Annotated in this window: 23 protein-coding genes; 14 read left to right on the top strand and 9 right to left on the bottom strand. The window is 31.8% G+C overall.

All coding sequences use genetic code 11. The features are described 5' to 3' along the window. Nucleotides 1–3 precede the first annotated feature (3 nt). Both BMY33_RS04735 and BMY33_RS04730 read left to right on the top strand, forming a co-directional pair. Nucleotides 4–1,770, top strand: a complete 1,767-nt coding sequence (locus tag BMY33_RS04735; protein ID WP_091406233.1) for a BatD family protein — start codon at nucleotides 4–6, stop codon at nucleotides 1,768–1,770. Nucleotides 1,771–1,783: 13 nt separating this feature from the next. After that, nucleotides 1,784–2,533: an SH3 domain-containing protein gene (locus BMY33_RS04730; RefSeq protein ID WP_091407182.1), complete on the top strand. Its 750-nt coding sequence runs from the start codon at nucleotides 1,784–1,786 to the stop codon at nucleotides 2,531–2,533. Nucleotides 2,534–2,536: 3 nt separating this feature from the next. Here the strand turns inward: BMY33_RS04730 and BMY33_RS04725 are convergent, their stop codons facing one another. Further along, a complete protein-coding gene (locus tag BMY33_RS04725) occupies nucleotides 2,537–3,742 on the bottom strand; it encodes a DUF418 domain-containing protein (RefSeq protein ID WP_091406232.1) in 1,206 nt (401 codons plus the stop codon). 158 nt (nucleotides 3,743–3,900) lie between these two features. Between BMY33_RS04725 and BMY33_RS04720 the strand changes: the two genes are divergently transcribed. The 4 genes from BMY33_RS04720 to BMY33_RS04705 all read left to right on the top strand — a co-directional run bounded on the left by BMY33_RS04720 (nucleotide 3,901) and on the right by BMY33_RS04705 (nucleotide 8,653). After that, nucleotides 3,901–4,233, top strand: a complete 333-nt coding sequence (locus BMY33_RS04720) for a hypothetical protein (protein ID WP_091406230.1) — start codon at nucleotides 3,901–3,903, stop codon at nucleotides 4,231–4,233. A gap of 118 nt (nucleotides 4,234–4,351) precedes the next feature. Further along, nucleotides 4,352–5,950 carry a SulP family inorganic anion transporter gene (locus BMY33_RS04715; RefSeq protein ID WP_091406228.1) on the top strand — a complete coding sequence of 533 codons (1,599 nt, stop codon included), beginning with the start codon at nucleotides 4,352–4,354 and terminating at the stop codon, nucleotides 5,948–5,950. Nucleotides 5,951–5,970: 20 nt separating this feature from the next. Further along, complete coding sequence (locus BMY33_RS04710; protein WP_091406227.1) at nucleotides 5,971–6,603, top strand: carbonic anhydrase family protein; 633 nt, start codon at nucleotides 5,971–5,973, stop codon at nucleotides 6,601–6,603. Between the two features lie 187 nt (nucleotides 6,604–6,790). After that, complete coding sequence (locus BMY33_RS04705) at nucleotides 6,791–8,653, top strand: SulP family inorganic anion transporter (RefSeq protein WP_091406225.1); 1,863 nt, start codon at nucleotides 6,791–6,793, stop codon at nucleotides 8,651–8,653. Between the two features lie 6 nt (nucleotides 8,654–8,659). Here BMY33_RS04705 and BMY33_RS04700 read toward each other — a convergent pair whose 3' ends face one another. Beyond that, nucleotides 8,660–9,172 (bottom strand): CvpA family protein, encoded by a 513-nt coding sequence (locus tag BMY33_RS04700; protein WP_091406223.1) that lies wholly within the window; start codon nucleotides 9,170–9,172, stop codon nucleotides 8,660–8,662. A 216-nt stretch (nucleotides 9,173–9,388) separates the two neighbouring features. On the opposite strand from BMY33_RS04700, the gene BMY33_RS04695 reads away from it, so the two are divergent. The 5 genes from BMY33_RS04695 to BMY33_RS04675 all read left to right on the top strand — a co-directional run bounded on the left by BMY33_RS04695 (nucleotide 9,389) and on the right by BMY33_RS04675 (nucleotide 12,938). Continuing rightward, nucleotides 9,389–9,745 carry a hypothetical protein gene (locus BMY33_RS04695; protein WP_091406221.1) on the top strand — a complete coding sequence of 119 codons (357 nt, stop codon included), beginning with the start codon at nucleotides 9,389–9,391 and terminating at the stop codon, nucleotides 9,743–9,745. A 544-nt stretch (nucleotides 9,746–10,289) separates the two neighbouring features. Further along, entirely contained in the window at nucleotides 10,290–10,619 is a 330-nt protein-coding gene (locus BMY33_RS04690) for a hypothetical protein (protein WP_091406219.1), read from the top strand. A 111-nt stretch (nucleotides 10,620–10,730) separates the two neighbouring features. Continuing rightward, nucleotides 10,731–11,750, top strand: coding sequence for a phenylalanine--tRNA ligase subunit alpha (gene pheS, locus BMY33_RS04685; RefSeq protein WP_091406217.1), 1,020 nt, complete (start codon nucleotides 10,731–10,733; stop codon nucleotides 11,748–11,750). A gap of 1 nt (nucleotide 11,751) precedes the next feature. Further along, on the top strand, nucleotides 11,752–12,147 hold the full coding sequence (locus BMY33_RS04680; protein ID WP_091406215.1) for a hypothetical protein: 396 nt from the start codon (nucleotides 11,752–11,754) through the stop codon (nucleotides 12,145–12,147). A 170-nt stretch (nucleotides 12,148–12,317) separates the two neighbouring features. Continuing rightward, complete coding sequence (locus BMY33_RS04675; RefSeq protein ID WP_139195587.1) at nucleotides 12,318–12,938, top strand: hypothetical protein; 621 nt, start codon at nucleotides 12,318–12,320, stop codon at nucleotides 12,936–12,938. 96 nt (nucleotides 12,939–13,034) lie between these two features. Here BMY33_RS04675 and BMY33_RS04670 read toward each other — a convergent pair whose 3' ends face one another. Beyond that, a complete protein-coding gene (locus tag BMY33_RS04670; RefSeq protein ID WP_091406212.1) occupies nucleotides 13,035–14,528 on the bottom strand; it encodes a M56 family metallopeptidase in 1,494 nt (497 codons plus the stop codon). 1 nt (nucleotide 14,529) lies between these two features. Beyond that, nucleotides 14,530–14,892 (bottom strand): BlaI/MecI/CopY family transcriptional regulator, encoded by a 363-nt coding sequence (locus tag BMY33_RS04665; protein ID WP_091406210.1) that lies wholly within the window; start codon nucleotides 14,890–14,892, stop codon nucleotides 14,530–14,532. A gap of 231 nt (nucleotides 14,893–15,123) precedes the next feature. Between BMY33_RS04665 and BMY33_RS04660 the strand changes: the two genes are divergently transcribed. Beyond that, on the top strand, nucleotides 15,124–16,593 hold the full coding sequence (locus BMY33_RS04660; protein ID WP_091406208.1) for an alpha/beta hydrolase family protein: 1,470 nt from the start codon (nucleotides 15,124–15,126) through the stop codon (nucleotides 16,591–16,593). A gap of 224 nt (nucleotides 16,594–16,817) precedes the next feature. Here the strand turns inward: BMY33_RS04660 and trpS are convergent, their stop codons facing one another. After that, entirely contained in the window at nucleotides 16,818–17,786 is a 969-nt protein-coding gene (trpS, locus tag BMY33_RS04655) for a tryptophan--tRNA ligase (RefSeq protein ID WP_091406205.1), read from the bottom strand. A gap of 73 nt (nucleotides 17,787–17,859) precedes the next feature. Between trpS and BMY33_RS04650 the strand changes: the two genes are divergently transcribed. After that, the gene (locus tag BMY33_RS04650) at nucleotides 17,860–18,600 is read left to right on the top strand and encodes a lysophospholipid acyltransferase family protein (protein ID WP_091406203.1); all 741 of its coding nucleotides are present in this window, start codon (nucleotides 17,860–17,862) and stop codon (nucleotides 18,598–18,600) included. A 124-nt stretch (nucleotides 18,601–18,724) separates the two neighbouring features. Here BMY33_RS04650 and BMY33_RS04645 read toward each other — a convergent pair whose 3' ends face one another. From BMY33_RS04645 to recA, 4 genes are all read right to left on the bottom strand, one after another. Beyond that, nucleotides 18,725–20,428: a hypothetical protein gene (locus BMY33_RS04645; RefSeq protein WP_139195586.1), complete on the bottom strand. Its 1,704-nt coding sequence runs from the start codon at nucleotides 20,426–20,428 to the stop codon at nucleotides 18,725–18,727. A gap of 2 nt (nucleotides 20,429–20,430) precedes the next feature. After that, entirely contained in the window at nucleotides 20,431–20,976 is a 546-nt protein-coding gene (locus BMY33_RS04640; protein WP_091406200.1) for an RNA polymerase sigma factor, read from the bottom strand. A gap of 39 nt (nucleotides 20,977–21,015) precedes the next feature. Beyond that, on the bottom strand, nucleotides 21,016–21,438 hold the full coding sequence (locus BMY33_RS04635) for a hypothetical protein (protein WP_091406198.1): 423 nt from the start codon (nucleotides 21,436–21,438) through the stop codon (nucleotides 21,016–21,018). Between the two features lie 190 nt (nucleotides 21,439–21,628). Beyond that, the gene (gene recA, locus BMY33_RS04630) at nucleotides 21,629–22,642 is read right to left on the bottom strand and encodes a recombinase RecA (protein WP_091406197.1); all 1,014 of its coding nucleotides are present in this window, start codon (nucleotides 22,640–22,642) and stop codon (nucleotides 21,629–21,631) included. Nucleotides 22,643–23,142: 500 nt separating this feature from the next. Here recA and trhO point away from each other — a divergent pair, with 500 nt between their 5' ends. Continuing rightward, nucleotides 23,143–24,174, top strand: coding sequence for an oxygen-dependent tRNA uridine(34) hydroxylase TrhO (gene trhO / locus BMY33_RS04625; RefSeq protein WP_091406195.1), 1,032 nt, complete (start codon nucleotides 23,143–23,145; stop codon nucleotides 24,172–24,174). The last annotated feature ends 110 nt before the right edge of the window (nucleotides 24,175–24,284 follow it).

The following is a 24,284-nucleotide window of genomic DNA, read 5'->3' as shown; positions in this document are numbered from 1 at the left end:
CTGATGAATATAAAATTAATTTTTCTAACACTTTTTTTAGCAGTTACACAGCTTAGTATTGCTCAAGTAAAGTTTGAGGCTAAGTTGAGCAAGAAAAAATTAGGAATAAATGAAAGATTACGTGTCGATTTTGAAATGAATAAAGACGGTGATAATTTCACACAACCTAGTTTTAAAGGCTTTACTGTTGTTGGAGGACCTAATCAATCTATTAGTAATTCTTGGATCAATGGAAAGAGGTCATATGCCAAGACATTTAGTTATTTTCTATCTCCTACAAAAAGAGGAAACTTTACTATAGGACAAGCAACAATAGAAATTGACGGGCAGACATATAAAACTTTACCGGTTAAAGTACAAGTTACAGCAGCGGTACAAAAACCAAAAGATGGAAATAATGCAGATTATGTAGCCAGTGAAAATTTGCATTTGGTCGCAGAAGTTTCTAAATCTAACCCCTATCTAAATGAGGCAATTACAGTAGTATACAAATTATACGTAAGCCCTAGAGTACAAATTAGCAACTTAAGAGAAATAGACAATCCAAAATATAGTGATTTTTGGAGTCAGGCAATTAAAATTGGTCAGTTAAAGGTAGAAAGAGGTGAGTATAAAGGAGAACCATATAATTTTGTTGTATGTGGAAAAACAGTATTATATCCACAAAAAACTGGAAAACTAGAAATAGAACCGCTTACTTTATCTATTGCTGTGGATGTTCCAACCAATCGCCGAGATATTTTTGGAGGAAAATTGTACTCCACAGTAAATAAAACTGTAGCTGCTGGTACAAGAACCATTAATGTAAAACCACTTCCGATAGAAGGAAAACCAGATGATTTTTCTGGTGCTGTAGGATCTTTTGATTTTAGAATAACTCCCAATAGAACTGAATTAGATGCAACAGAGTCATTAGAAGCTAAGATTTTGGTTTCGGGTAACGGAAACCTTAAACTATTTGATCTACCTAAATTAAGTGTTCCAAACGGTTTAGAACAATATGAACCAGAGCATAATGAGAGAGTGAGAACGAATATGACAGGAATGTCTGGGAATATTTCTGATTCGTATACATTAGTTCCTCAGTTCAAAGGAACGTATCCGATTCCTCCTGTTTCTTTTTCGTATTTCGATTTAAAAACTGAAACATATAAGAGAATCACATCTCCAGAAATTGTTATTAATGTAAAAAATGGTCCTGATAGCGGCAGTATTGTTGCTAATTCCGAAAATACAGGAACTAATAAAAAACTGGTTACACAAACGGGAAGTCAATTTCGATTTTTAAAATTGAATGCTAATCTAGAGCCAATGGAGAAGAAACATTTCTTTAAATCCACGGGATATTGGATAGCACTTACCGCGCCGTTATTAGCGATTCCATTATTTTTGTTTTTTGGAAAGAAGAGAGAAGAAAGATTAAGTGATGTTAGTGGTAATAGAGTACGTAAGGCAGATAAACTTGCAAGAAAGTATCTATCTGAAGCCAAAAAGAACTTAGGGAATCAGAAAGAGTTTTATATTGCCATGGAACGAGCATTGCACAATTATTTAAAAGCAAAATTACATATCCAGACTAGTGATATGAGTAAAGATCGAATTAAGCGGTTATTAAAAGAAAAAGAAGTAGATGATACTACATCTATAGAATTTATAGCATTATTAGAAAGCTGTGAGTTCGCTAGATATACTCCTTCATCTACTACAGCTATGCAACAGGATTATGATAAGGCGTCTAGAGTAATCTCGGCAATCGATAAACAATTATAAAATATTGAAAGTAGTGAAGAATTTAGTAGTAATAGTTGTTGTCTTAATGAATATGATGGGTTTTGCCCAGAATGATGAATTATTCGAAAAAGCCAATGCGTTTTATAATCAAGAAGAATATCAGCAAGCTATTGATGCATATACAGCTATAATAAATAGTGAGCATGAGTCTGCAGCATTGTATTATAATTTAGCTAATGCTAATTACAAATTAAGTAATATTGGTCCAAGTATTTATTATTACGAAAAGGCATTAGAATTAGCACCTAATGATGAGGACATTAAAAACAACCTTGCTTTTGCTAATAATGCCACTATCGATGCTATTGACGTAATACCAGAAGGTGTTATCGCTAGAACTATCAACGGATTCACTAATATGTTCGGTTTTGATACGTGGGCCTGGATTTCAATATTTAGTGTCATCCTTTTTGTAGTCTTGTTTATGTTGTATTATGTCGCGCATATTTCTTCGAAAAAAAGATTATTTTTCGTAGGCTCCTGGATATCTTTAGTCATTAGTTTGTTTGCGGTTTTCTTTGCTTTTAAACAGTATAACTTTATAGAGAATAATCAATACGCTATTGTATTTGCTCAGGAAACTACTATAAAAAGTGAACCTAATCTGCGTAGTGAAGAAGTGTTTGAGCTTCATGAAGGAACAAAGGTTAGGGTGACCGAGACTGTAAATGATTGGAAAAAAATAAAACTTGCTGATGGAAAAATAGGATGGATTCCAGCTACAGATTTAAAAGAATTATAAAATTTATCTTTTAAAAGATTGAACTTTACCTTTAGTTGCACTACGCCATAACCATTCTAATGGACCATATTTAAATTTTTGCAACCATATTTTGCTTATAAAAGCTTGAATAGCAATAAGGGATAAAGCGATAATAACAAGGTATGTTGTTTGTAATTTTCCAATAAATCCTAATCCCCACCCAAAGAGTAAAAATGTACCAATAACTGATTGTAAAACGTAATTAGTTAATGCCATTCTACCATAAGATTCGAAAAAAGTAAAGAATCGATATCCTCTTTTTTTATGATATAAAATAATGAAACTACACAAGATTATTGCTGTCATAGCAATATTGGACCAATCATAAGTGTTCATTCCAAATACGTGTACCCAACTACTAAAATCAACAGGTTGGGGAGAAATTGCAAACAATCCTGCGGTTATAGCCATAGCAATTAAAAAAAATATAGAACTTCTTTTAAGCCATTTTTTAACCAAAGGAATTTTTTCATTTAAATTATGAAATAGCTCTATTTTCCCAAGCCATAGACCAACTAAAAAATAACCAAATGTTAGATAAAACCTAGCGAATAATCCAATTTGAAAGTCCATTTTTTGTAACATTCCTTGTTCACCATTTATAGCAAATACTTCTGTAATAGTACCTTCCTTTAAAATATTTATGTACGCCGTATTAATATCACTATTTCCATCCATTATTGATGAGAAACCAAAAATACTTTCATTCCCTATAATGAAAAATGAAATAAATCTTGGTACACTTAGCAAAAATAACCCCGCAACTAAAAGAATCCATCTATTTTTAATACGATAAAAAGGTATAAGAAAAGGAGTAAGTAATGCGTAAATAGTTAAGATATCTCCTTTATAAAAGAATTGATGGATATATCCTATAATAAAAAGTAAAAATGCTCTCCAGAGAAATCGTAATCCATAGTTTTCATTCCTTTTAGTAGCTCCATTCATTTGTATAAAAAAGCTAAGACCAAAAAGAATAGAAAATAGAGCAAAAAATTTACCAATGATAAAGAATCCAATAATTCCATTTAAGATTTGGTCAAAAACAGTATTGGTTACTTCCATAAGACTTTCTGATGGAGGTGAAGCAATATACTGTTCGTTCATATGAACTAAGCATACACCAGCTAGTGCAAATCCACGCAAAGCATCAATAATTATAATTCTATTAGAAGTAGTATTCTCCAAGATGAATTAAAGTTACCTTATTATAGCTGTTTAAGCAATACTTGAAAAGTTAAATTAGTTGTAAGGTTATAAAGAAGAACTTGGTTAAACAATTTTACAATTGATTTAACAGATTTTGAAAGTAATACTATTATTTTTACATCCCATAAAAAACTTTTATGCCTACCATAAAAATAAAAATTGCTAGATTTTTGATTATCTCCGGTTTTCTTTTGAATATCGGGAATTACTCATTGGGTCTATTAGATTTTTATAGTGGAGATCTTACTTCTATTACCCACGCGATAGATGATACAGAAGAGAAGTCTGAGTCCAATGAAAAAGATGGGTCTGAAAAAGAAGACCTGAAAGAAAAGGATAAGATTTCTCAATATTCTGATGATAAACATACGGGATTGTCGTATTATAGTATTAAATACTATCCGGATTTAATATACCAAAACTCTTCGGTTTATTTGGATTACACAACACCTCCTCCTGAAAATTCATAATTTCTAGATTAGAGATTCTTTCTTTTTAAATAATGTAAATAAGAAGGATGTTTTTTGATTCATTATCGTTGTAAATTTCTATTACCTGATCTCAGGTATAAACTTAATTATTAAAATTATGAGTGTTTTTAAAAATATAAAAAGTGATCTACCAGCAAGTATTGTCGTCTTTTTTGTAGCATTACCTTTATGTCTTGGTATTGCGCTAGCCAGTGGTGCTCCTTTATTTGCTGGATTAATCGCCGGTATTATAGGAGGTATTATTGTAGGTATTATAAGTGGGTCTCAGATCGGAGTAAGTGGACCTGCGGCTGGACTAGCAGCTATTGTTCTTGCAGCTATTTCTTCGTTAGGAAGTTATGAAAACTTTCTAGTTGCAGTTGTTTTAGGAGGTTTAATCCAAATAATTTTTGGGGTATTAAAACTAGGTATTATTGGGTATTATTTTCCTTCTTCAGTTATTAAAGGAATGCTTACCGGAATTGGTATTATTATAATCTTAAAACAGATACCATACTTTTTTGGAACTGATAAAAATCCTGAAGGAGATTTCGCTTTTCTTCAAGTAGATGGAGAAAATACATTTACCGAATTATTAAAGACTCTTAATGCATTATTAAGTGGAAACTTTAGTGTAGGAGCAACGATCATTGCTCTTTTAGGTTTAGGTATTTTGATTCTTTGGAGTAACGTCTTATCAAATAAAGGAAGATTTTTTCAATTAATTCAAGGACCTTTGGTGGCTGTAGTTGCAGGGATACTTTATTACGTATTTACTGATGGAAGTTCAATAGGTATCACAGCTGATCATTTAGTGTCTGTTCCAGTACCAGATAATTTTGATAGCTTTTTAGGACAATTTGCTTTTCCTAATTTTGCAGTTATAACTAGGAGTGATGTATTAATCACTGGATTTACAATTGCCTTAGTTGCTTCGTTAGAAACATTGTTATGTGTGGAGGCAACCGATAAATTAGATCCGGAAAAGAGAGTTACACCCACTAATAGAGAGTTATTGGCACAAGGAACTGGTAATATGATTTCTGGTCTTATCGGTGGTTTACCAATAACACAGGTTATTGTAAGAAGTTCAGCTAATATTCAATCGGGTGGTAAAAGTAAAATGTCGGCAATCATCCACGGTTTTTTCTTATTGATCTCTGTTATACTTATTCCAACATTACTTAATAAAATTCCACTTTCTGTTCTAGCAGCTATTCTTTTTATTGTGGGTTATAAGTTGGCAAAACCATCTACATTTAAAGCGATGTGGGTAGCTGGATGGAAACAGTTTGTGCCATTTATAGTTACAGTTTTAGGAATTGTATTTACTGATTTATTGATGGGAATTGGATTAGGGTTAGCTGTAGGAATTGTTGTAATCCTTTATAAGAGTTATCAGAACTCTCACTTTTTACATATTGAAGATAAAAGTAATGGGAAGAATAGAATAAAAATGACATTGGCAGAAGAAGTAACTTTTTTTAACAAAGGGGCTATTCTTAAAGAATTAGATAGATTACCAGAAGACACGTATCTAACATTGGATGTAAGAAAAACCAGATATTTGGATAATGATATTATCGAAATATTAGAGGATTTTTCCGAAAAGGCCAAAAATAGAAGTATAGATATTAAATTAATCTCCGAAAGAGGAGAAATAGAAAATCCAGATAGTTATATTCAATTTTTTAAATTGAGACCAAAAACTACATAAAAATATTATAGAAACATATTATGAAAGCACATACTAAAGAAACACAAGCAGCAATTACACCACAAATAGCATTACAGTTGCTTAAAGAAGGAAATCAAAGATTTCAACAGAAACACATGGCGCAGAGAGATTTGTTAAATCAAGTAGATGATACTAAATCAGGTCAATTTCCATTCGCTACAATTTTAAGTTGTATTGACTCTAGAGTGTCTTCCGAATTGATTTTTGATCAAGGAATTGGAGATATTTTTAGTGCACGAGTAGCGGGTAATTTTGTGAACGAAGATATTCTTGGAAGTATGGAGTTTGCTTGTAAACTTGCTGGGACTAAATTGGTGTTGGTATTAGGGCATACTGCATGTGGTGCTGTAAAAGGAGCTTGTGATGATGCAAAATTAGGTAACCTTACTGCTTTGTTAAGTAAAATAAAACCAGCAGTAGCAGCAATTTCTGAGCCTTCAGATCCTGCAGAAAGGACATCAAAGAACATTGATTTTGTAAATAAGGTTGCTGAGCAAAATGTGAATATGACGATTGAAAACATCAAGAATCAGAGCGAAGTGCTTAAAGACATGGAAGCTAATGGAGAAATTATGATTATTGGGGGGATGTATGATATTAACAATGGAGGTGTAACCTTTTATGAAAACTAAAATCTTCTAAAATTTTAAAACAAAGAAACCGATACGTATGTGTCGGTTTTTTTGTTTTATTTTTGATAGCTTTACAAAGAGTATTTAAGTAGCAATTCCACTTTTTTAGTTATAGGAAATTGAATCATAATCTTAAATGTGTACAAGTTCGTTCCATATCAACTACGAAAAATAATATTATAAAAGTATGAAAGGGTTTTTTAGTAATTTAAAAGGAGATGCGTTTGGCGGCCTAACATCAGGTATTGTTGCATTGCCATTGGCATTAGCATTTGGTGTATCTTCGGGATTGGGCCCAACTGCGGGATTATACGGTGCAATTTTTATAAGTTTTTTTGCAGCATTATTTGGAGGAACGAATACTCAAATTTCTGGACCAACAGCTCCAATGACAGCTGTAAGTATGGTTGTGATTGCTGGAATTATTGCGGCTAATGATGGAAGTGTAGAGAAAGCGCTACCAGCTATTTTGACAATTTTTCTTTTATGTGGGTTGATTCAAGTGTTATTAGGTGCTATTGGTATAGGAAAATACATTAAGTATATCCCATACCCAGTAGTTTCTGGATTTATGACAGCGATTGGAGTGATTATATTACTTACTCAGATATTACCCTCTGTAGGATATTACCCTAAGGAAGATGTAGACTATGTTTCAAAATTTAAACCTAACGCAGAAGAATTAATATTAAAAAATATTCTTAAGGAGGAGTCAGGGAAAGGAGTTTTGGTATTAGAGGATTTTAAAGAAACTATTTCTAAAGCAGAAACTATTTCTGAAGAAGATGTTTTAAAAGAGTCTCAAACGCTTGCTGGAAAAGAGGCATCTGGAGCCTTTGGAGCAATTAAAGTACTCCCTCGCGCTATGAAAAATATTAATTGGTTAGAGTTATTACTTGCCTTAGGTACCATTTTTATAATATATGGATTTAAGAGAATTACTAAATCCATCCCAAGTACATTAGTTGCTTTGGTTGTGATGTCAGGAATTGCCTATGGTTTTGGATTGGATTATCGCCCTATTAAAGAAATTCCTAGTGGTTTACCAATACCCAGATGGGAGATATTTACAAACTTTAGTTTAAGCAATATTACACCTTATATTTTTACTGCGTTTACGTTAGCGCTTCTTGGTGCGATAGATTCTTTATTGACAAGTGTAATAGCAGATAACATGACCAAAACAAGACATAAACCAAACAAAGAATTAATGGGTCAAGGAATTGGAAATAGTATAGCTGCTTTGTTTGGAGGGATTCCTGGAGCTGGAGCAACGATAAGAACTGTGGTTAATATTAATGCTGGTGGAAAAACAAAATTGTCTGGTATGATTGCTGGATTGATTTTGTTTGTTGTAATGTTGGGATTAGCACCTGTTGCGTCAAAAATACCAGCAGCAGTCCTCGCGGGAATTCTAATTACAGTGGGTATTGGAGTAATGGATTATAAAGGATTAAAAGCAGTTCCAAGTATGCCTAAAGATATTAAACTGGGTCCTGTTAAGTTAAGTTCCGAAGTATTGATAATGTTGATAGTGTTAGTATTGTCTACATTTTGGAATTTAGTATATGCGGTTGGTATTGGATTGGTTATCGCATGTTTAATGTTTATGAAAAAGATTGGAGATTTAACTGCAGAACGTTCTGATGTAAAACCATTGAAAGAAGAGGCTTGGAGTGATGAGAAAGATTTTCCTGTACAACTTAAGGAAGAAGTGTTTATCAAACATCTTAAAGGTCCATTGTTTTTTGGTTCTACTAGTGATTTTCAAAATTTAGCAGCACAAATCCCGGATACCTCTAAAGTTGTAATCGTACGATTGGCTAAAATGCAGTATATGGATCAATCGGGTTTATACACGATGGAAGAAATCATTTTAGGATTACAAGAAAAAGGAATTAAAGTATTATTTGTAGGATTACCAAAACAACCTAGATATATGATGGAGCATATTGATATTATCCCTGATTTAGTGCCTGAAGATTGTATATTTAAAGATTTTGATTCTTGTATGGAGTATGTTAAAAACAATGTGAAGGATATAGCATAAAAGATATTAAACTGTCTCTTCAGTTTCTTTTTCGTTCGTATCTTTTAGTATATTGGGTAATACCATGGGTGCTAGTTTTTTGACAGGAGTATAAAGAATGGAAGTATCTAAAGTTTCTTGTTTGATAAGATGTAAAGATCGATTTGCTGCATCTACAAAAATAATTATTACACTTGCGATAAAAGCGAATTTTAGTACACCAAATACAGCACCCAAAAGCTTATTCAGAATACCTAATGAAGCAAAATCGGCGATTTTTGTTAGTAATTTTCCGGCTAATGATATTAAAATTACAACACCAATAAACGTGATTGCAAATGCTGTTAATTTAAGAGCTCCATCTCCCCAATTCACATACTGCTCTAGATATCCTCCTACCAAATGAGAGAAATGTACAGATATATAAATTCCAGCTACTAAAGCAACTAAAGAAGCAAGAGAAACAAATAAACCCTTACTAAATCCTTTGATTAATCCCCATAGTAGCAATATACCTAAAATGATGTCGATGTAATTCATTGATAACTTTGTTTAGACTAATATAATGTTTTAAATCAAAATCGGGTTATTTAAGCAGTGTCACTTTAGAAAATTTAAATAATGATATGTTTATTAATGAATTATCAGAGGTTTAAGATTTCTAGTAAAAATGATGGCTGGTTTTTTGGTTAAGCATTACTTTTGTAGCGCTCAATTTTTTAATTAGTATTTATAAACAAGTAGGAAAGTTGGATTATGACCAGAGATGAGAAATTAAAAGAAAGATGGGAAGAATTGGTAGTTAAGTTATCTAATCAGTTTGCAGATGGAGATGTGTTAGACTTGGATGCAATAATCTATTTGATTGGAGTACAAGAATTAGGTCAAGTGCATCGTAAATTTAAAAAAGATGAAAAATTGGACTTGATGCATATTGCAATATGTAGATTATTAGAGCCATATGGATATTACGAGTTTGATTATTTTGATGAGGAAGGATGGCCACATTATACGGTAAAAGAACAACTCCCTAATCTTAAAGCTGGTGAACAATCAGTTTTAATGAAAGAAGCAATTGTAAATTATTTTGTTGTAAGTCAATATATTCATTAGTTTGATGATGTAACTTTTTAAAATATGTAATAACCGCTATTAATGAGATTTAATAAAAAAGGGAGCCTTATAAGGCTCCCTTTTTTATAGTTAATTTTTTAATTATGTATTTATCTTCTCATCGCATACCAAGAGGCCGAAGGAAGATTGCTAATCAATTCTTTTAATCCTTTTATATCTATAATAAGAATTCCAAAAAATAATTTTTTCATATCCGGCAATTTTAAATTAAACATTACATCATGACTAACTCTTAGTCATTTACCATTCATTCAAAATTAATTGGTTAAGGAGTTTTTTTGGGAAGTTTAAACTGAGAAGGTTTTACTTCTATGAGGTTTAAAAACTTTACTTAAAGATAATTAATATTCTAAGTTTTATCAAGATTTTTAACGAGCTTTAACGTATGTTGTATTTCTGTTTCATTATAAATGTAGAGTATTGATAGTTATATGATTATGAATGCAAGACCTCTATTTTTATTGGTCAAGTTTATTGTGCAATGGATGAAGTCATTTTTTTAACTTTAAAGTAAAAAGAAGATATGATTTTTGGAGTTTCTTTTGCTGTTCGTTTACTACCAATACCAATAGCTGTCCGAATTTCATTAGGTTATATAATTACTGCAATTAGAGTGTTACTCCCGATTATATTATACCTTATAAAGATAAAGAAGGAAACTAAAGAGGCGATTATATTGGCTTTTATATTTTTTGCTATTGCAGTTAGTTTCAGAAGCGCAGATAAATTTTTGAAAACAGATTTTTTATATATGGGGACACATTGGTTATGGCATTTGTTTGGTGGAGTTTCTGTTTTCTTTTTAATGCGATTTATATACAAAGATCAGTTGAAAGAAGATGTAGTTTCATAAGTAATTGAATGAAAAAACAAAAATTAAGCTCTCAAATATAACTTCTATTGTATTTTGGACACTATTTATTGTATTTCTGTTTAAATTTGCCCCCTATATAAGAAAAAGATCATGATCGATAAGATTAAAGAATATATCTCAGAAGTAGAGGAGTTTTCTGCTAAGACCAAAGAAGAAATTGAAACGTTTAGAATAAAGTTTTCTGGTAAAAAAGGACTTGTAAATGATTTTTTTGCGGAATTCAGGAATATCGCTAATGATCAGAAGAAAGAGTTTGGTCAAGCAATAAATGCATTAAAGGTAGCAGCAGAAGATAAAGTAAGATCCTTAAAAGATGAATTAGAGTCCAAAGAGGAAGAAAAAGGTACCTATGGAGATTTAACCCGTCCTTCTGAGCCTATTACTTTAGGATCTAGACATCCAATTTCTTTGGTGAAAAATCAAATCATCGATATATTTTCACGTATCGGTTTTAATGTTAGTGAAGGTCCAGAAATTGAAGATGACTGGCATAACTTTACAGCGCTTAATTTACCTGAATATCATCCAGCTCGTGATATGCAGGATACTTTTTTTATTCAAACAGATCCAGATATTTTATTACGTACACATACTTCTTCTGTACAGGTACGATATATGGAAGAAAATAAACCTCCGATAAGAACAATTTCTCCGGGAAGAGTATATCGAAATGAAGCAATATCGGCTAGATCACATTGTTTCTTTCATCAGGTAGAAGGATTGTACATAGATAAGGATGTTTCGTTTGCAGATCTTAAGCAAACATTACAATATTTTACTACTGAAATGTTCGGTAAGTCTAAAATTAGATTGCGTCCTTCATACTTTCCTTTTACAGAGCCGAGTGCAGAGGTAGATGTATATTGGGGATTGGAAACCGAAACGGATTATAAAATGACCAAAGGAACAGGTTGGTTAGAGATTATGGGATGTGGAATGGTTGATCCTAATGTGTTAAAGAATTGTAATATCGATCCTGAAGAATATAGCGGATTTGCTTTTGGTATGGGAATAGATCGAATTGCATTATTATTATATGGAATATCTGATATTCGTATGTTAAGTGAAAATGACGTACGTTTCTTAGAACAATTTAAGTCTGCATTATAGATTGAGAAAAGATATAGAAATACCCGTAGTTAAAAATGTTCACATAGCCGTCGTTAGAGAATGGAATGAAGAGTTCGGTGGTCATGATTGGAATTCTTATATCATTAATAATAGGGATATGCCTATTGAGATGGTGTTTGTGGTGACAAAAGGCTATGATAACGAAAAAAAGACTTCTTTATTACGACACGGTATCGGCACAGTGGAATCTAAATCATCGGCAAAGATAGAAATGATTCAGGAAGAATTGTTTTCTATGAATAATGAATTTACTGTTTCTTTCTTTTCAGAAGGAAAATTATATGATAAGAAATACATCTTCAGAAAAAATACTATAAACGAACGTGCGTTTCGGGACCTTCCTGTTATGGATCAACGAGGAGTGCTAGTTTCATAAACTTAAGATTTTATACTATTATCAGGTATTTAACTTGTTTAAAAACAGTTAAATACCCTTTGTGTTGTGTCTAAATTGATAATACTTTAGCGTCATATTTCCCCACAATAATTGGAATGCCAACATCCAATTGTCGTGGGGTTTTTATTCTAATCTTAAAACCAAATAATATGAAAAAAGTATTTTTTTTAGCGGTAATAGTAATGTCGAGCATGTTCTTTTCCTGCGAAAAAGGAAACGTAGAGGAAACAAATGAAAATGTAACAGTAGATCTTATTGATAATCAAACAGATGTTCAAGGTAAATGGGGTGTTGTTTGGAGATGTTATTATATTTTCGAAAGAGGGCTTAATTTTCGTGGCAATTGTTACTCACAATTTAATGGAGTTTGTGGTGTAAAAAGAATATGTATCCCTATCATCGTAGATCCTTGTTGGATTGTGCCTTGTTGGATAGATATTTTTGATCCATGGATAATTTATGAAAAGATAGATCCAAGAGATTTTCTTTCTTTTAGAGATAAACTAGAATTAGATATTGATCCAAGAGAAACTGCTATGCCATTTGCATTAAATGAAGAAATAGCAGGATTACAATTTTATCAGGAAGAAGGTTTATTTAAGGATAATGTGTTTACAGTAAAGGAATCATTAATCTTGGATGCAGAGACTTCCAAAGAATTGGGATTACAAGGTAATGTGGTAAAAGCCGGTGAATACCCTGTAATTCATAATAAAGAGAATGGAACATACAATGTTATTTTAGCGGTAGAAAAAGGTTTCGAACGCTAATATATCAATAGATACTGTTGGCTAATAAATATGGCTGTTTAAAATTATGTTTTAAACAGCCATATTCTTAATTACACTAAGGTAATTTATAAGAAATTATTCTTTTAGCTCAAAAACTATAGGCAGTGAATATAGAATACTTACTGGTTTTCCATCTTTCATTCCAGGTGTCATTTTAGGCAACGTATTTATGACGCGAAGAGTTTCTTCTTCTAATCTTTTGTGTGGACCTCTAGCCTGAATGTCTACGATCTCTCCGTTTTTATTTATTTTAAATCTTGCATATATTCTTAATCGTCCGTTAAGTCCAATATCATTACCAATTTTAGTGTCAAACTCTTTACCAATATGTTGTGATATTTTCTGCGAAAAGCACTTTTTAGCATCTTCTCCAGTTAAGTGGGTACAATCAGGATGAATAGGAACAACATCTGCTTTTATAAATGGTACACCTTCTATTTCTTCTTTTTGAGTAATCTCAGGTGTTAATTTTGTAATAGTCTGAATTAAGTTTTGAAAAACTTCCATCTTTTCAGATTTTAATTGATCCTCAGAGATATTTCCCATGTCTTGCATAAGAATGGAAAACAGTTTTTTGCTTTCTTCTGAGTAAGTGCCGTCGCTGTTTATTTTGCTTAATAAGGACTCGGCTCTTTGTGTAAGCGTGGTTATTGGTACCTCTTTGTTTTCTATGATACGTTGATCTTCAGAACAAGAGCTATAGATAAGCATTGAACTGATGATTGGGATAAGAAGTAAGTACTTTAATAGATAAACTTTTTTTGATTTTGATTTTTGTAACATAACAAGTCTTTTTTTGATTAAAGAATGATTGAAAAATGTATTTATAAATGAAATTTTTTCTGTCTGAAAAACCTGAGATAATAAATCTTGATAATAATCTTTTTTACTGGTTGCTGCTATTGCTTCTGAATCAGCTATGTATTCCTGAAGCGTTGCTATCCTATTTTGGTAGATATATACCAATGGATTAAACCATAGTATAATTCGTAATACTTCAAAGAAAATAAGATCTACAGAATGATATTCTTTTACATGTATTTTTTCATGTATGATAACATTACTTCTTTTGATTTCAGAAAGATTATTACCAATGTATATTGTATTGAAAAAGGAAAATGCAGTATCAGTGTCAGGTAATGAAACAAGGGTAATATTTTTCGTATGTACTTTGTTTCCGGAACGCTTTAGTTTAGATATTTTATATACTTTGAAAAGAAATAGAAATACGCTAATTGTAATTCCTATATACCATAAATACCCAATAATTGGTATTAAGGAAAAATAGTTGGACAGTTGATTCTCTGATCCGATTACTACTTCTGGTAGCAGATGAACCTGCATAGGAGAATCAGTAGTAAGTACCTCTGGTAACTTTATGTTATATGATGTAGGTATAAGTTGCCTTATCACATCTAATTGAATTAGTGGAAGTAAAAAACTAAGAATAGGAGTTATCAAAAGATAACCACGATTCCAATTGAAAAATGTTTCCTTTTTTAAGAATAAATCATAAGTGATTAAAAAAAGTAATTGAAATCCTATGATCTGTAGTATATAGTGTATCATATTATTCTTTTTCTTTATTAATTTCTCTCATAGCGGCTTCCATTTCTGAAATACTGATATCATTTTTTTTCATAAAAAAAGACACCATGCTCTTAAACGAACCTTGAAAATAACCATCGATTAGCTTGTTAATGCTTTGATTGCTGTATTCTGTTTTCTTAACTAGGGGAATGTAAATATGAATTCGTCCTTCTTTGCGATAGTTTACAAAACCTTTGTCTTCCAATATTCTAACAATAGTAGATACAGTGTTGTAGGCTGGTTTAGGTGCAGGTAGTTCATCAAGTATGGATAGAACACTACCTTCATCCAAATCCCATAAAATTTTCATGATATCTTCCTCAGCTTTTGTTAGTTGTTTCATTTGTCTATTTTTTACAGATCCAAACTAAGAGTTTAGTTTGAAGTCGCTAATATAAACTAAAATATTAGTTTGAACTAATATTTTAGTTTAATTTTTGTTTTTTAAAACAAATAGGATACCCTAGAAATGGTTAATTCTGTAGAAAGGTTCCCTAAACGAGTAGTCTGTCTATTTTAACTTTACTAATAGATTAAATTAAGAATCTTGCGAAATAATCTTTTAATTTTTTTTATGAGAATTCTAGAAATCATTCTACTTACCATTAGCACAATTTTTCCTTTTTACATTTCAATAAAAGGCTATCAATTAAACAAAAAAATCCCCTTGTTGATTATTGGAGGTGTCACTGTTATACATTTTGTTTTTGAAGGATACCGATGGCAAATGATTCCTACTTACTTATTAGTTCTAATTTTAGGTTGGTGTTTGTATAAAGAATATCCATTTTTTAATGGAGGTTGGATTAGAAAAACTATAAGAGGAATAGTATTAATTTTACTATTGTTATTTAGTTGGGTGTTACCCTATATTCTACCTGTTTTTAACTTGCCAAAACCTACTGGAAAATACAATATTGGCTCTCAATATATTCACTTAAAATCAACCCAAGATGAAATAATGACTTCTGATATAGGAGATAAAAGAGAATTGATGATAAAGGCATGGTATCCTGCAATCCTAGATAATGAGAAAGCAGAACCTTATCTTAATGAAGGGGACAGAGTGAGCTTTGCAGTAAAACATGGATTACCTAAAACCATATTTAATTATTTAGATATTGTCAAAACGCATACATACATTAAGCCATCTGTAGCTATAGGTAAATTCCCTGTATTAATTTTTTCTCATGGGAGCTATTCTCAAGCTTCGGGTTACTATGCTTTAATAGAAGAAATTGTAAGTCATGGGTACATTATTTTAAATATAAATCATACATATGAAAGTACGGGAACACTTTTTCCTGATGGAGAAATAAAGCTTTTTAATTCTGAATACGACAGAAAACAGAATAATCAAGAAATGGCTGAAATGGCTTGGAATGCCATGCAAAACTATAATAAGGCAACAACACCAGAAGAACAATTTAGTACTGTTCATAGTCTTATTTTAAATTATTACGGCGCTGAACTAACTGAGCGATATAGCAACGATATTTCTTTGGTTATAGATGAATTAAAAAAATGGAACACATCATCTTTTTTAGCACACCATCTTGATACAACAAAAATTGGCGTATTTGGGCATTCTCAAGGAGGTGCAGCTGCAGGTCAAGCATTACTTGATAATGACAGAATAAAAGCAGGAATTAACGTGGATGGTATGCAATGGGGAAAAATGATAGATACAATAATGACCAAACCATTTGCTTTAATTTCGTCTGAATGGGATGATTCACACCCAAATTTAAACATACAGGCGTATCATAATGGAAGTTCTTCTGATTTTTACAATGCTAAAATCAAGAATTCTGGACATTCTAGTTTTATGGATATTCCGTTAATGATTAATTTACCATTTATAAATGAAGCAGGAACAATAAATCCAAGGAAAACATATGAGGTAACTACAAAAATAGTATTACAATTTTTTGACTTGTATTTATTAGATGAACACTCTGATTTATTGGAATTAAGTAATAAATATCCTGAACTTGAACTTACGAAAAAAACGAGGAAAAAGTTGCCTAACATTTTGCGATAGCTAATTGTTTTGGCAAAGGATTATTTACTAAGTTAGTTCTTTAACCTGCAACTAATCGTACACAAATTCTTTCTAGTATTAAGAAAAAATGAAACCTTAATTAAGATATATAGAAGAGACTCTAAAGAATAACTATAAAAAGAAAATGCAATCTACTTATAAAGAGATTGCATTTTTTAAGTTTTGTTTTAGAAATTATTAATTCTAAAATGAATCAAAGATATTTAATATCCAACTTTTTCACGTACTCTAGAAAGCACTTTGTTTGCAACTTCTGATGCTTTTTTAGCACCAATTGCTAAAGCTTTATCTACTTCCTCTTGGTTTTCCATATAATAATTATATCGTTTACGCTCTTCAGAGAATTTATCAATTAATAATTCGTATAAAGCTTGTTTTGCATGGCCGTATCCGTAATTTCCTCCTAAATAGTTGACACGCATTTCTGATAATTGCTCTTCTGTTGCTACCAATTTATATAACGCAAATGCATTACAAGTATCAGGGTTTTTAGGTTCTTCTAATGGAGTACTGTCTGTTTGAATGCTCATAATAGCCTTTCGTAACTTTTTATCAGGTAAAAACAGGTTGATCGTATTACCTTTGGATTTACTCATTTTAGACCCATCTGTTCCAGGAACATACATTGTTTCTTCCTGAAATTGTGCTTTTGGTAATACAAAAAGTTCTCCAACCTGATTATGCATGCGTTCTGCAACGTTTCGGGTCATTTCTATATGTTGTTCTTGATCTTTTCCCACCGGCACAACCTCTGCATCATATAATAAAATATCCGCAGCCATAAGCATTGGATAGGTGAACAATCCAGCATTGACATCTTCTAATCGATCCGCTTTGTCCTTAAAGGAATGTGCTAAGGTTAATCTCTGATATGGAAAGAAACAACTTAAGTACCAAGATAGTTCTGTTACCTGCGGTATATCGCTCTGACGATAAAAAACAGTTTTTTCTATATCTAAACCAAATGCCAGCCAGGTAGCAGCAGTAGAGTAGGTGTTTTCTCTTAGCGTTTTAGCATCTTTAATCTGAGTAAGAGAATGCATATCTGCGATAAATAAGAAAGAATCATTCTCTGGTTGATTGCCCATATGAATTGCAGGAATGATTGCTCCTAATAAATTTCCTAAATGAGGCGTTCCTGTGCTCTGGACTCCGGTTAGAATTCTTGCCATGGTAATTTTTAGTTTCCGGCAAAGGTAATTTTTTTGTTCAGATACCTCAAACCAATTGTGTATTTTTGCGCTTATGGTTGTCCTTAGGAATATATTGATTCTTCTTTGGCGTATTTGGTTTTATATAATGATGGGAATTCCCATCGTTATTCTGTTTCCTATTCTATTAATACTAACTTCAAGAGAACAATGGTATGCACAGTTTTTTGTGGTTGCCCGGTTTTGGGCTAAAATAGTTTTGTATGGTAGTGGTTTTATACCAAGAGTAAAAAAAGAAGCAAAAATAAACCCTCAAAGAAGCTACATGTTTGTTGCAAATCATACATCTATGGCGGATATTATGCTAATGTTGTATTGCGTAAAGAATCCTTTTGTTTTTGTTGGAAAAAAGGAATTAGCAAAGATCCCAATATTTGGTTTTTTCTACAAGAGGACTTGTATTCTTGTAGATAGAAATAGTCAAAAAAGTAGAAAAGAAGTCTTTGATCGTGCCCAAGCAAGACTGCAAGATGGAACAAGTATCTGTATTTTTCCAGAAGGTGGTGTGCCTGAGGATGAGTCGGTTTTATTAGATGAGTTTAAAGATGGAGCTTTTAGATTAGCGATCGATCACCAAATTCCAATACTTCCTTTAACTTTTCTGGATAATAAAAGAAGATTTTCCTACACCTTCTTTAGCGGAAGTCCTGGTAAGATGAGAGCTTATGTTCATAAAGAGATTTTGACAGAAGGATTTACTCAAGAGCGTAAGAAAGAATTGAATATGATAGCACGAAATGTTATTTTGGATAAGTTAAAATCCAATCAATTATAAAAAAAACAAAAGCTGCTTCTCCCCAGAAACAGCTTTGTCATCATTGCTTCCCTAGAGCAATAATTCAACCTAACCAACTAAAATAACCTAAAACACATTTTAGTTATTTTCTTTTTCATTGTTTTTAAAACCTAAAACTTACTCCTGTATAAATACCAAAATAATATGGTTTAAAATTGTCTGCACTGTCTTTGAAACCATTAAATTGATATTTAAAGATAGGCTCCATATTAATTTTAAACTTATCAGATAACTTATAATCAAATCCTATACCAATATTACCGCTAAAACTAATATCGTTAACAGTTTGATCTCTTGCTACATTTTCATTTCTAAAACTTCCTGCGATAATAGATACTTCATCATCTTCCAGAAATAATGTACTAACTCCTCCTATCATATGAATTCCAACCTTAGAGTTGGTTAATGCATATTTAAGTTCTATAGGCACCTCTATATATCCAATACTGTGATTAAGCAATCCTGGGTTCTGAGATTTTACTAAAATTTCACTATTAACATCACCGGGAGGCGGAGCTAAACTAACAGATCCATTTTGATAATCAGAGACAACTATACTTTGGGTATTGCTTAATCCATTTTCTCTTCCTAATGAGGCAATTCCAAAACCAACATCTTCGGTATTATAGCCAACATCAACCTTGCTAACACCTGATCGTAAAATTAATTTTTCATTTATGGCATATGCAACTTGTATTCCATAACTAAGATTTACTTCCCCTTGTTTATTATTGTCAGAGAATTGGGAGTCTATAGAAGAACCTCCAAAAGAATCGTAGTAAACGGGGGCTATATTAGGAGCTATATTCCATCTTTTGATTGTTTTAGCCTCTGCTTTAGCTACAGCTGCTTCTTTTTCTTCTTTTTCTTTTATAGCGTCAAAGATTGATTTTTTGCCATTGTCGAGGTCTTGTTTGTCTATTACTTCATCTGAAACTGTTTTCTCTGTTTCTCTATTTTTATTGATCCCCGTATTATTTGCAATACTTTCTTCTGTGTTTTTTATAAAGTCTTCAGAATCTTTAAAGTTGGTGTTGTCTTTATTATCAGTGACCAGTTGTTTTTTATTGTCTGACGATATTGTATTATCTGCAATAGTATTCTCAATATTTGTTTTCTTAAATTCAGAAAGTTTTTCTTCTTTATTTTTCTGCGGAGTATTTGTTTTCTGTATATCTGTTATTGAACCGGTGTTAGTTACTTTTTGTTTTGAAATAGTCTGATCTTTTCTGAGGTAATCATCATTAACATTATCAATCTCTTTTTTAGTTTCGTTGATATTTGTTATTCCTTCAGTATTGTTTTTATTTACTGAAGGGTTTTTAAAAGAATTAGTGGTAAAAGTATTTTCACCTTCTGATTTTTTTGAAGATTCTTCTTCTTTATTGTCATTAGTTAAAGAGTTTTCAGTAATGGCCTGGTTGTTTGTTTTATTACTTTCCGAAGTTCCTTCATTGGAGTCAAATTGATTATTATCTGAAGTATTAACAAGTGCATCATCAGAGTTTTTAGAATCTAAATTTTGCTTCTCAGAAGACAAAGGCTTTATGTCATTCAATTCTTCCTCGGTACTTACAATAGTTTCTTTTGTTGAGTCATCTGTAACAAATACAGATCCCACGGATAAAATAACTGCTAGGATAGCTGCAACACCAGCAATACGATACCAAAATGGTATAAAAATTACTCGTTTACGATCTTTGTTTTTTCGAGCTTGAATTTTTTTCCACACCTCATCATTAGGAGAAACTTCAAAATCTTTGAACTTCTCCTGAAATAATCTGTCTATATTTTTTTTATCACTCATCTTCATCCTTCAATTGATTGAACGCGATGTTCTTGATTGGTTTCTATTTTTTCTTTTAAAATATTTCTGGCTCTTGCCAAATTAGATTTAGAAGTACCTGTAGAAATATCTAACATTTCTGCGATCTCTTTATGAGAATATCCATCTAATACATATAGATTAAAAACTAGTCTATACCTATCTGGTAATTGTTGGATAATTTCTAATAGATAATCTAACGAAATATCATCTTCATCGATCTCAACTTCGACCTCTTCGATCTGTTCTTCTCCAATAATTTCAAAAACTTTTTGTTTACGATATTTTTGCAAAGCAGTATTTACGGTGATTCTTTTTATCCACCCTTCGAATGAACCTTTGCCACGATATTGCTCTATTTTGTCAAAAATTGTAATAAAAGCGTCCTGCAAGGTGTCTTCGGCATTTACATAACTGTTAGAGTATTTTAGACAGATGGAAAATAATTTACTGCCGTATAATCTATACAGTTGTTCTTGTGCCTTGGCATCTTGTTTTTTACACTTTTTTATGAGTTGGTCTAAACTCACTAACAGTTTTTGTTTTGATTAACAGAATTTATGAAATCATTATTCCACTACGGGAATTTCCATAACTAAAAATTGATTCTCTCCTTGGTCATTTCTACCTTGCCAGAATCTAAAAATATATGAATCTTCAAACCCAACTAAAAAGTTGAAGGATACATCAACTAAATCAGTTTGTTCGAGATTTTCACAAGTACGATCATTAACTACTACATTTACTACGGATACAGTTCGCTCATTAGAAACTCTATCATAATCAAATCCACTAAAAGAGTGACAATCCGAAGGTCTAAAATAAGATGCTGTAATCTCATAGGTGTCTCCTCTTACAAATTGGTCGGGAATACTTACTTCTTCAATTGGAACTAATTCATAAGAAAAATTGATTCCTGCATCATCATCATTCAAACAGCTGGATAAACAAATTGTAAAAATGAATAGTGCTATTATTTTTATATTTTTCATACCACTAATTTTGGGGTTTACATACCAAATTCTATTAGATAGATGTTTAGATATAGATATGGTTGCGTTTAGATGATAGTTTTTTAACGAGAATACTATTTTTAGACGGATTGATATTAGATGAAACTTCGATATAAGGTATAAAAAAATCCCGGATGTCCGGGATTTTTTTATAGAATACTATTGTAACTTATTCATTTACAATACTGATAGCTTCTTTGATTTTCTCTTCCAGTTCTTCCATAAGTTCTGGGTTATCATTCAATAGATTTTTTACTGCATCTCTACCTTGTCCAAGTTTTGTGTCTTGATAACTAAACCACGAACCACTCTTTTTAACAATTTCATAATCAACACCGATGTCTATAATTTCACCAGTTTTAGAAATTCCCATACCATACATAATATCAAACTCAGCAGTTCTAAATGGTGGAGCAACTTTATTCTTTACGACTTTTACACGAGTTTTATTTCCTTGTACGGCACTATTGCTATCCTTAATTTGGGTAGATCTACGTATATCTAATCGAACCGAAGCATAGAACTTAAGGGCATTACCACCAGTAGTAGTCTCCGGATTTCCGAACATTACTCCGATTTTTTCACGAAGCTGGTTGATAAAGATTACAGTACAATTGGTCTTACTTATAGAACTTGTCAGTTTTCTTAATGCTTGAGACATTAATCTTGCATGAAGACCCATTTTAGAATCTCCCATTTCTCCTTCAATCTCACTTTTAGGAGTTAATGCAGCCACCGAATCAATAACAATGATGTCAATTGCTCCAGATCGTATTAAATTGTCAGCTATTTCTAATGCTTGTTCTCCATTATCAGGTTGAGAAATAATTAAGTTATCTATATCAACACCTAATTTTTCTGCATAAAAACGATCAAATGCGTGTTCAGCATCTATAAAAGCAGCTATTCCACCAGCTTTTTGAGCTTGTGCAATTGCGTGAATTGTAAGTGTTGTTTTACCAGAAGACTCTGGGCCAAAAATTTCTATAACTCTTCCTCTAGGATATCCTCCGACACCTAGAGCTAAATCCAATCCAAGTGATCCTGTAGAGATTACCTCTACTTCTTGAACTGCAGTGTCTCCCATCTTCATTACGGTACCTTTCCCGTAAGCTTTGTCTAGCTTGTCTAAAGTTAGTTTTAACGCTTTTAATTTTGCATCTTTTTCTTTTTCAGTACTCATGCGCTCACTTTCTTTTGTTATTGATAATGGCTAAAATACTATAAGTTTTTTGCATACCCATTTTAAAAATTGTACTTATCTAACTAATTTATTAACAATGATTATTCATTCAGAAAAAGAAGATTTTATTATTTTTTTTGAATGCCAACGCAACCCTTTTTATTTTTCTGCATCTACATAGAAAGCAAAACTAGAACAAACTGTGAAGAAGGAGGATGTAGATGAAATTTCTTAAAAGAGTCGTAAGACATAACCTTGTTGGGTGTACGATTACTTCGATTAGTAATTGTATAGTAGAAGGTGGCTAGCTTCGTTATTTAATTTTTAGTCGTTTTAGATTAAGTAAATTAATTAAATAACGAATTAGCCCAAAAAATGCCTTGAAGTGGTTTTCAAGGCATTTTTTTGTACGCAATACTACAATTCTTGTATATTAATCTATGATTTGTACTTTTGCAGAAATTAAAATAAATTCTTTTTAACTTAAAAATTAGTATAGCATGCAACTGTACAACAAATTAAGTGCAAAAGAGAGAGCTGCTCTTATTGATGAAGCAGGTACCGATCGACTTACACTCTCTTTTTATAAATACGCACATATTGGTAATACTGATATTTTCAGAAACCATCTTTTTATACATTGGGACGAATTAGAAGTTCTTGGTAGAATTTATGTAGCTAGTGAAGGAATCAATGGGCAATTATCTGTTCCTGCTCCAAATTTTGAAGCATTTAAAACACATTTAGATAGTATTTCTTTTTTAGAAAATGTACGACTAAATATTGCTCGTGAGCAAGACATAAAGTCATTTCTTAAACTGAAGGTTAAGATTCGTAAAAAGATTGTTGCGGATGGGTTAGATGATGAAACTTTTGATGTTACAGATAAAGGAGTACATGTAGATGCAAAGAAATTCAATGAATTGATTGATGATCCGGATACTGTTTTAGTTGATATGCGAAATCATTATGAAAGTGAAATAGGACATTTTAAAGGGGCGGTAACTCCAGATGTTGATACTTTTAGAGACTCTTTGGATATTATTGAGGAAGATTTAAAAGAGCATAAAGAAGATAAAAAATTAGTAATGTATTGTACTGGTGGGATTCGATGTGAGAAAGCCAGTGCATATTATAGACATAAGGGTTTTAAAAACGTATTTCAGTTAGAAGGTGGAATTATAGAATATGCCAGACAAGTAGAAGAAAAAGGATTAGAAAATAAATATCTAGGCAAGAATTTTGTTTTTGATCACCGAAGATCCGAACGAATTTCTGAGGATGTTATTTCTAACTGTCATCAGTGCGGAAAACCTTGTGATAACCACGTTAATTGTGAAAATGAGGCGTGTCATTTATTGTTCATCCAGTGTGAGGAATGTGCATCCAAAATGGATAGTTGTTGTTCTACAGAATGTCAAGAAATAAATAGTTTACCGTATGAAGAACAGAAAGCTTTAAGAAAGGGTAAAGGTAATAGCAATAAGATCTTTAAAAAAGGGCGTTCAGAAGTACTGAAATATAAGCAATAGTGCTAAAATGATTTAGATACTATGGTTTTAAAAGAAATCATAGTATCTTTATCGATTAAGATGTCAGATGTGTAGAGCGTTTGATCTGAGTAAGAATCATATTTGGTGTG

It is taken from the genome of Aquimarina amphilecti, from assembly GCF_900109375.1.
GTDB classification, from domain to species: domain Bacteria; phylum Bacteroidota; class Bacteroidia; order Flavobacteriales; family Flavobacteriaceae; genus Aquimarina; species Aquimarina amphilecti.
Note: the sequence above shows the minus strand (reverse complement) of the source record. Positions and strands in the feature narration are given on the sequence as shown.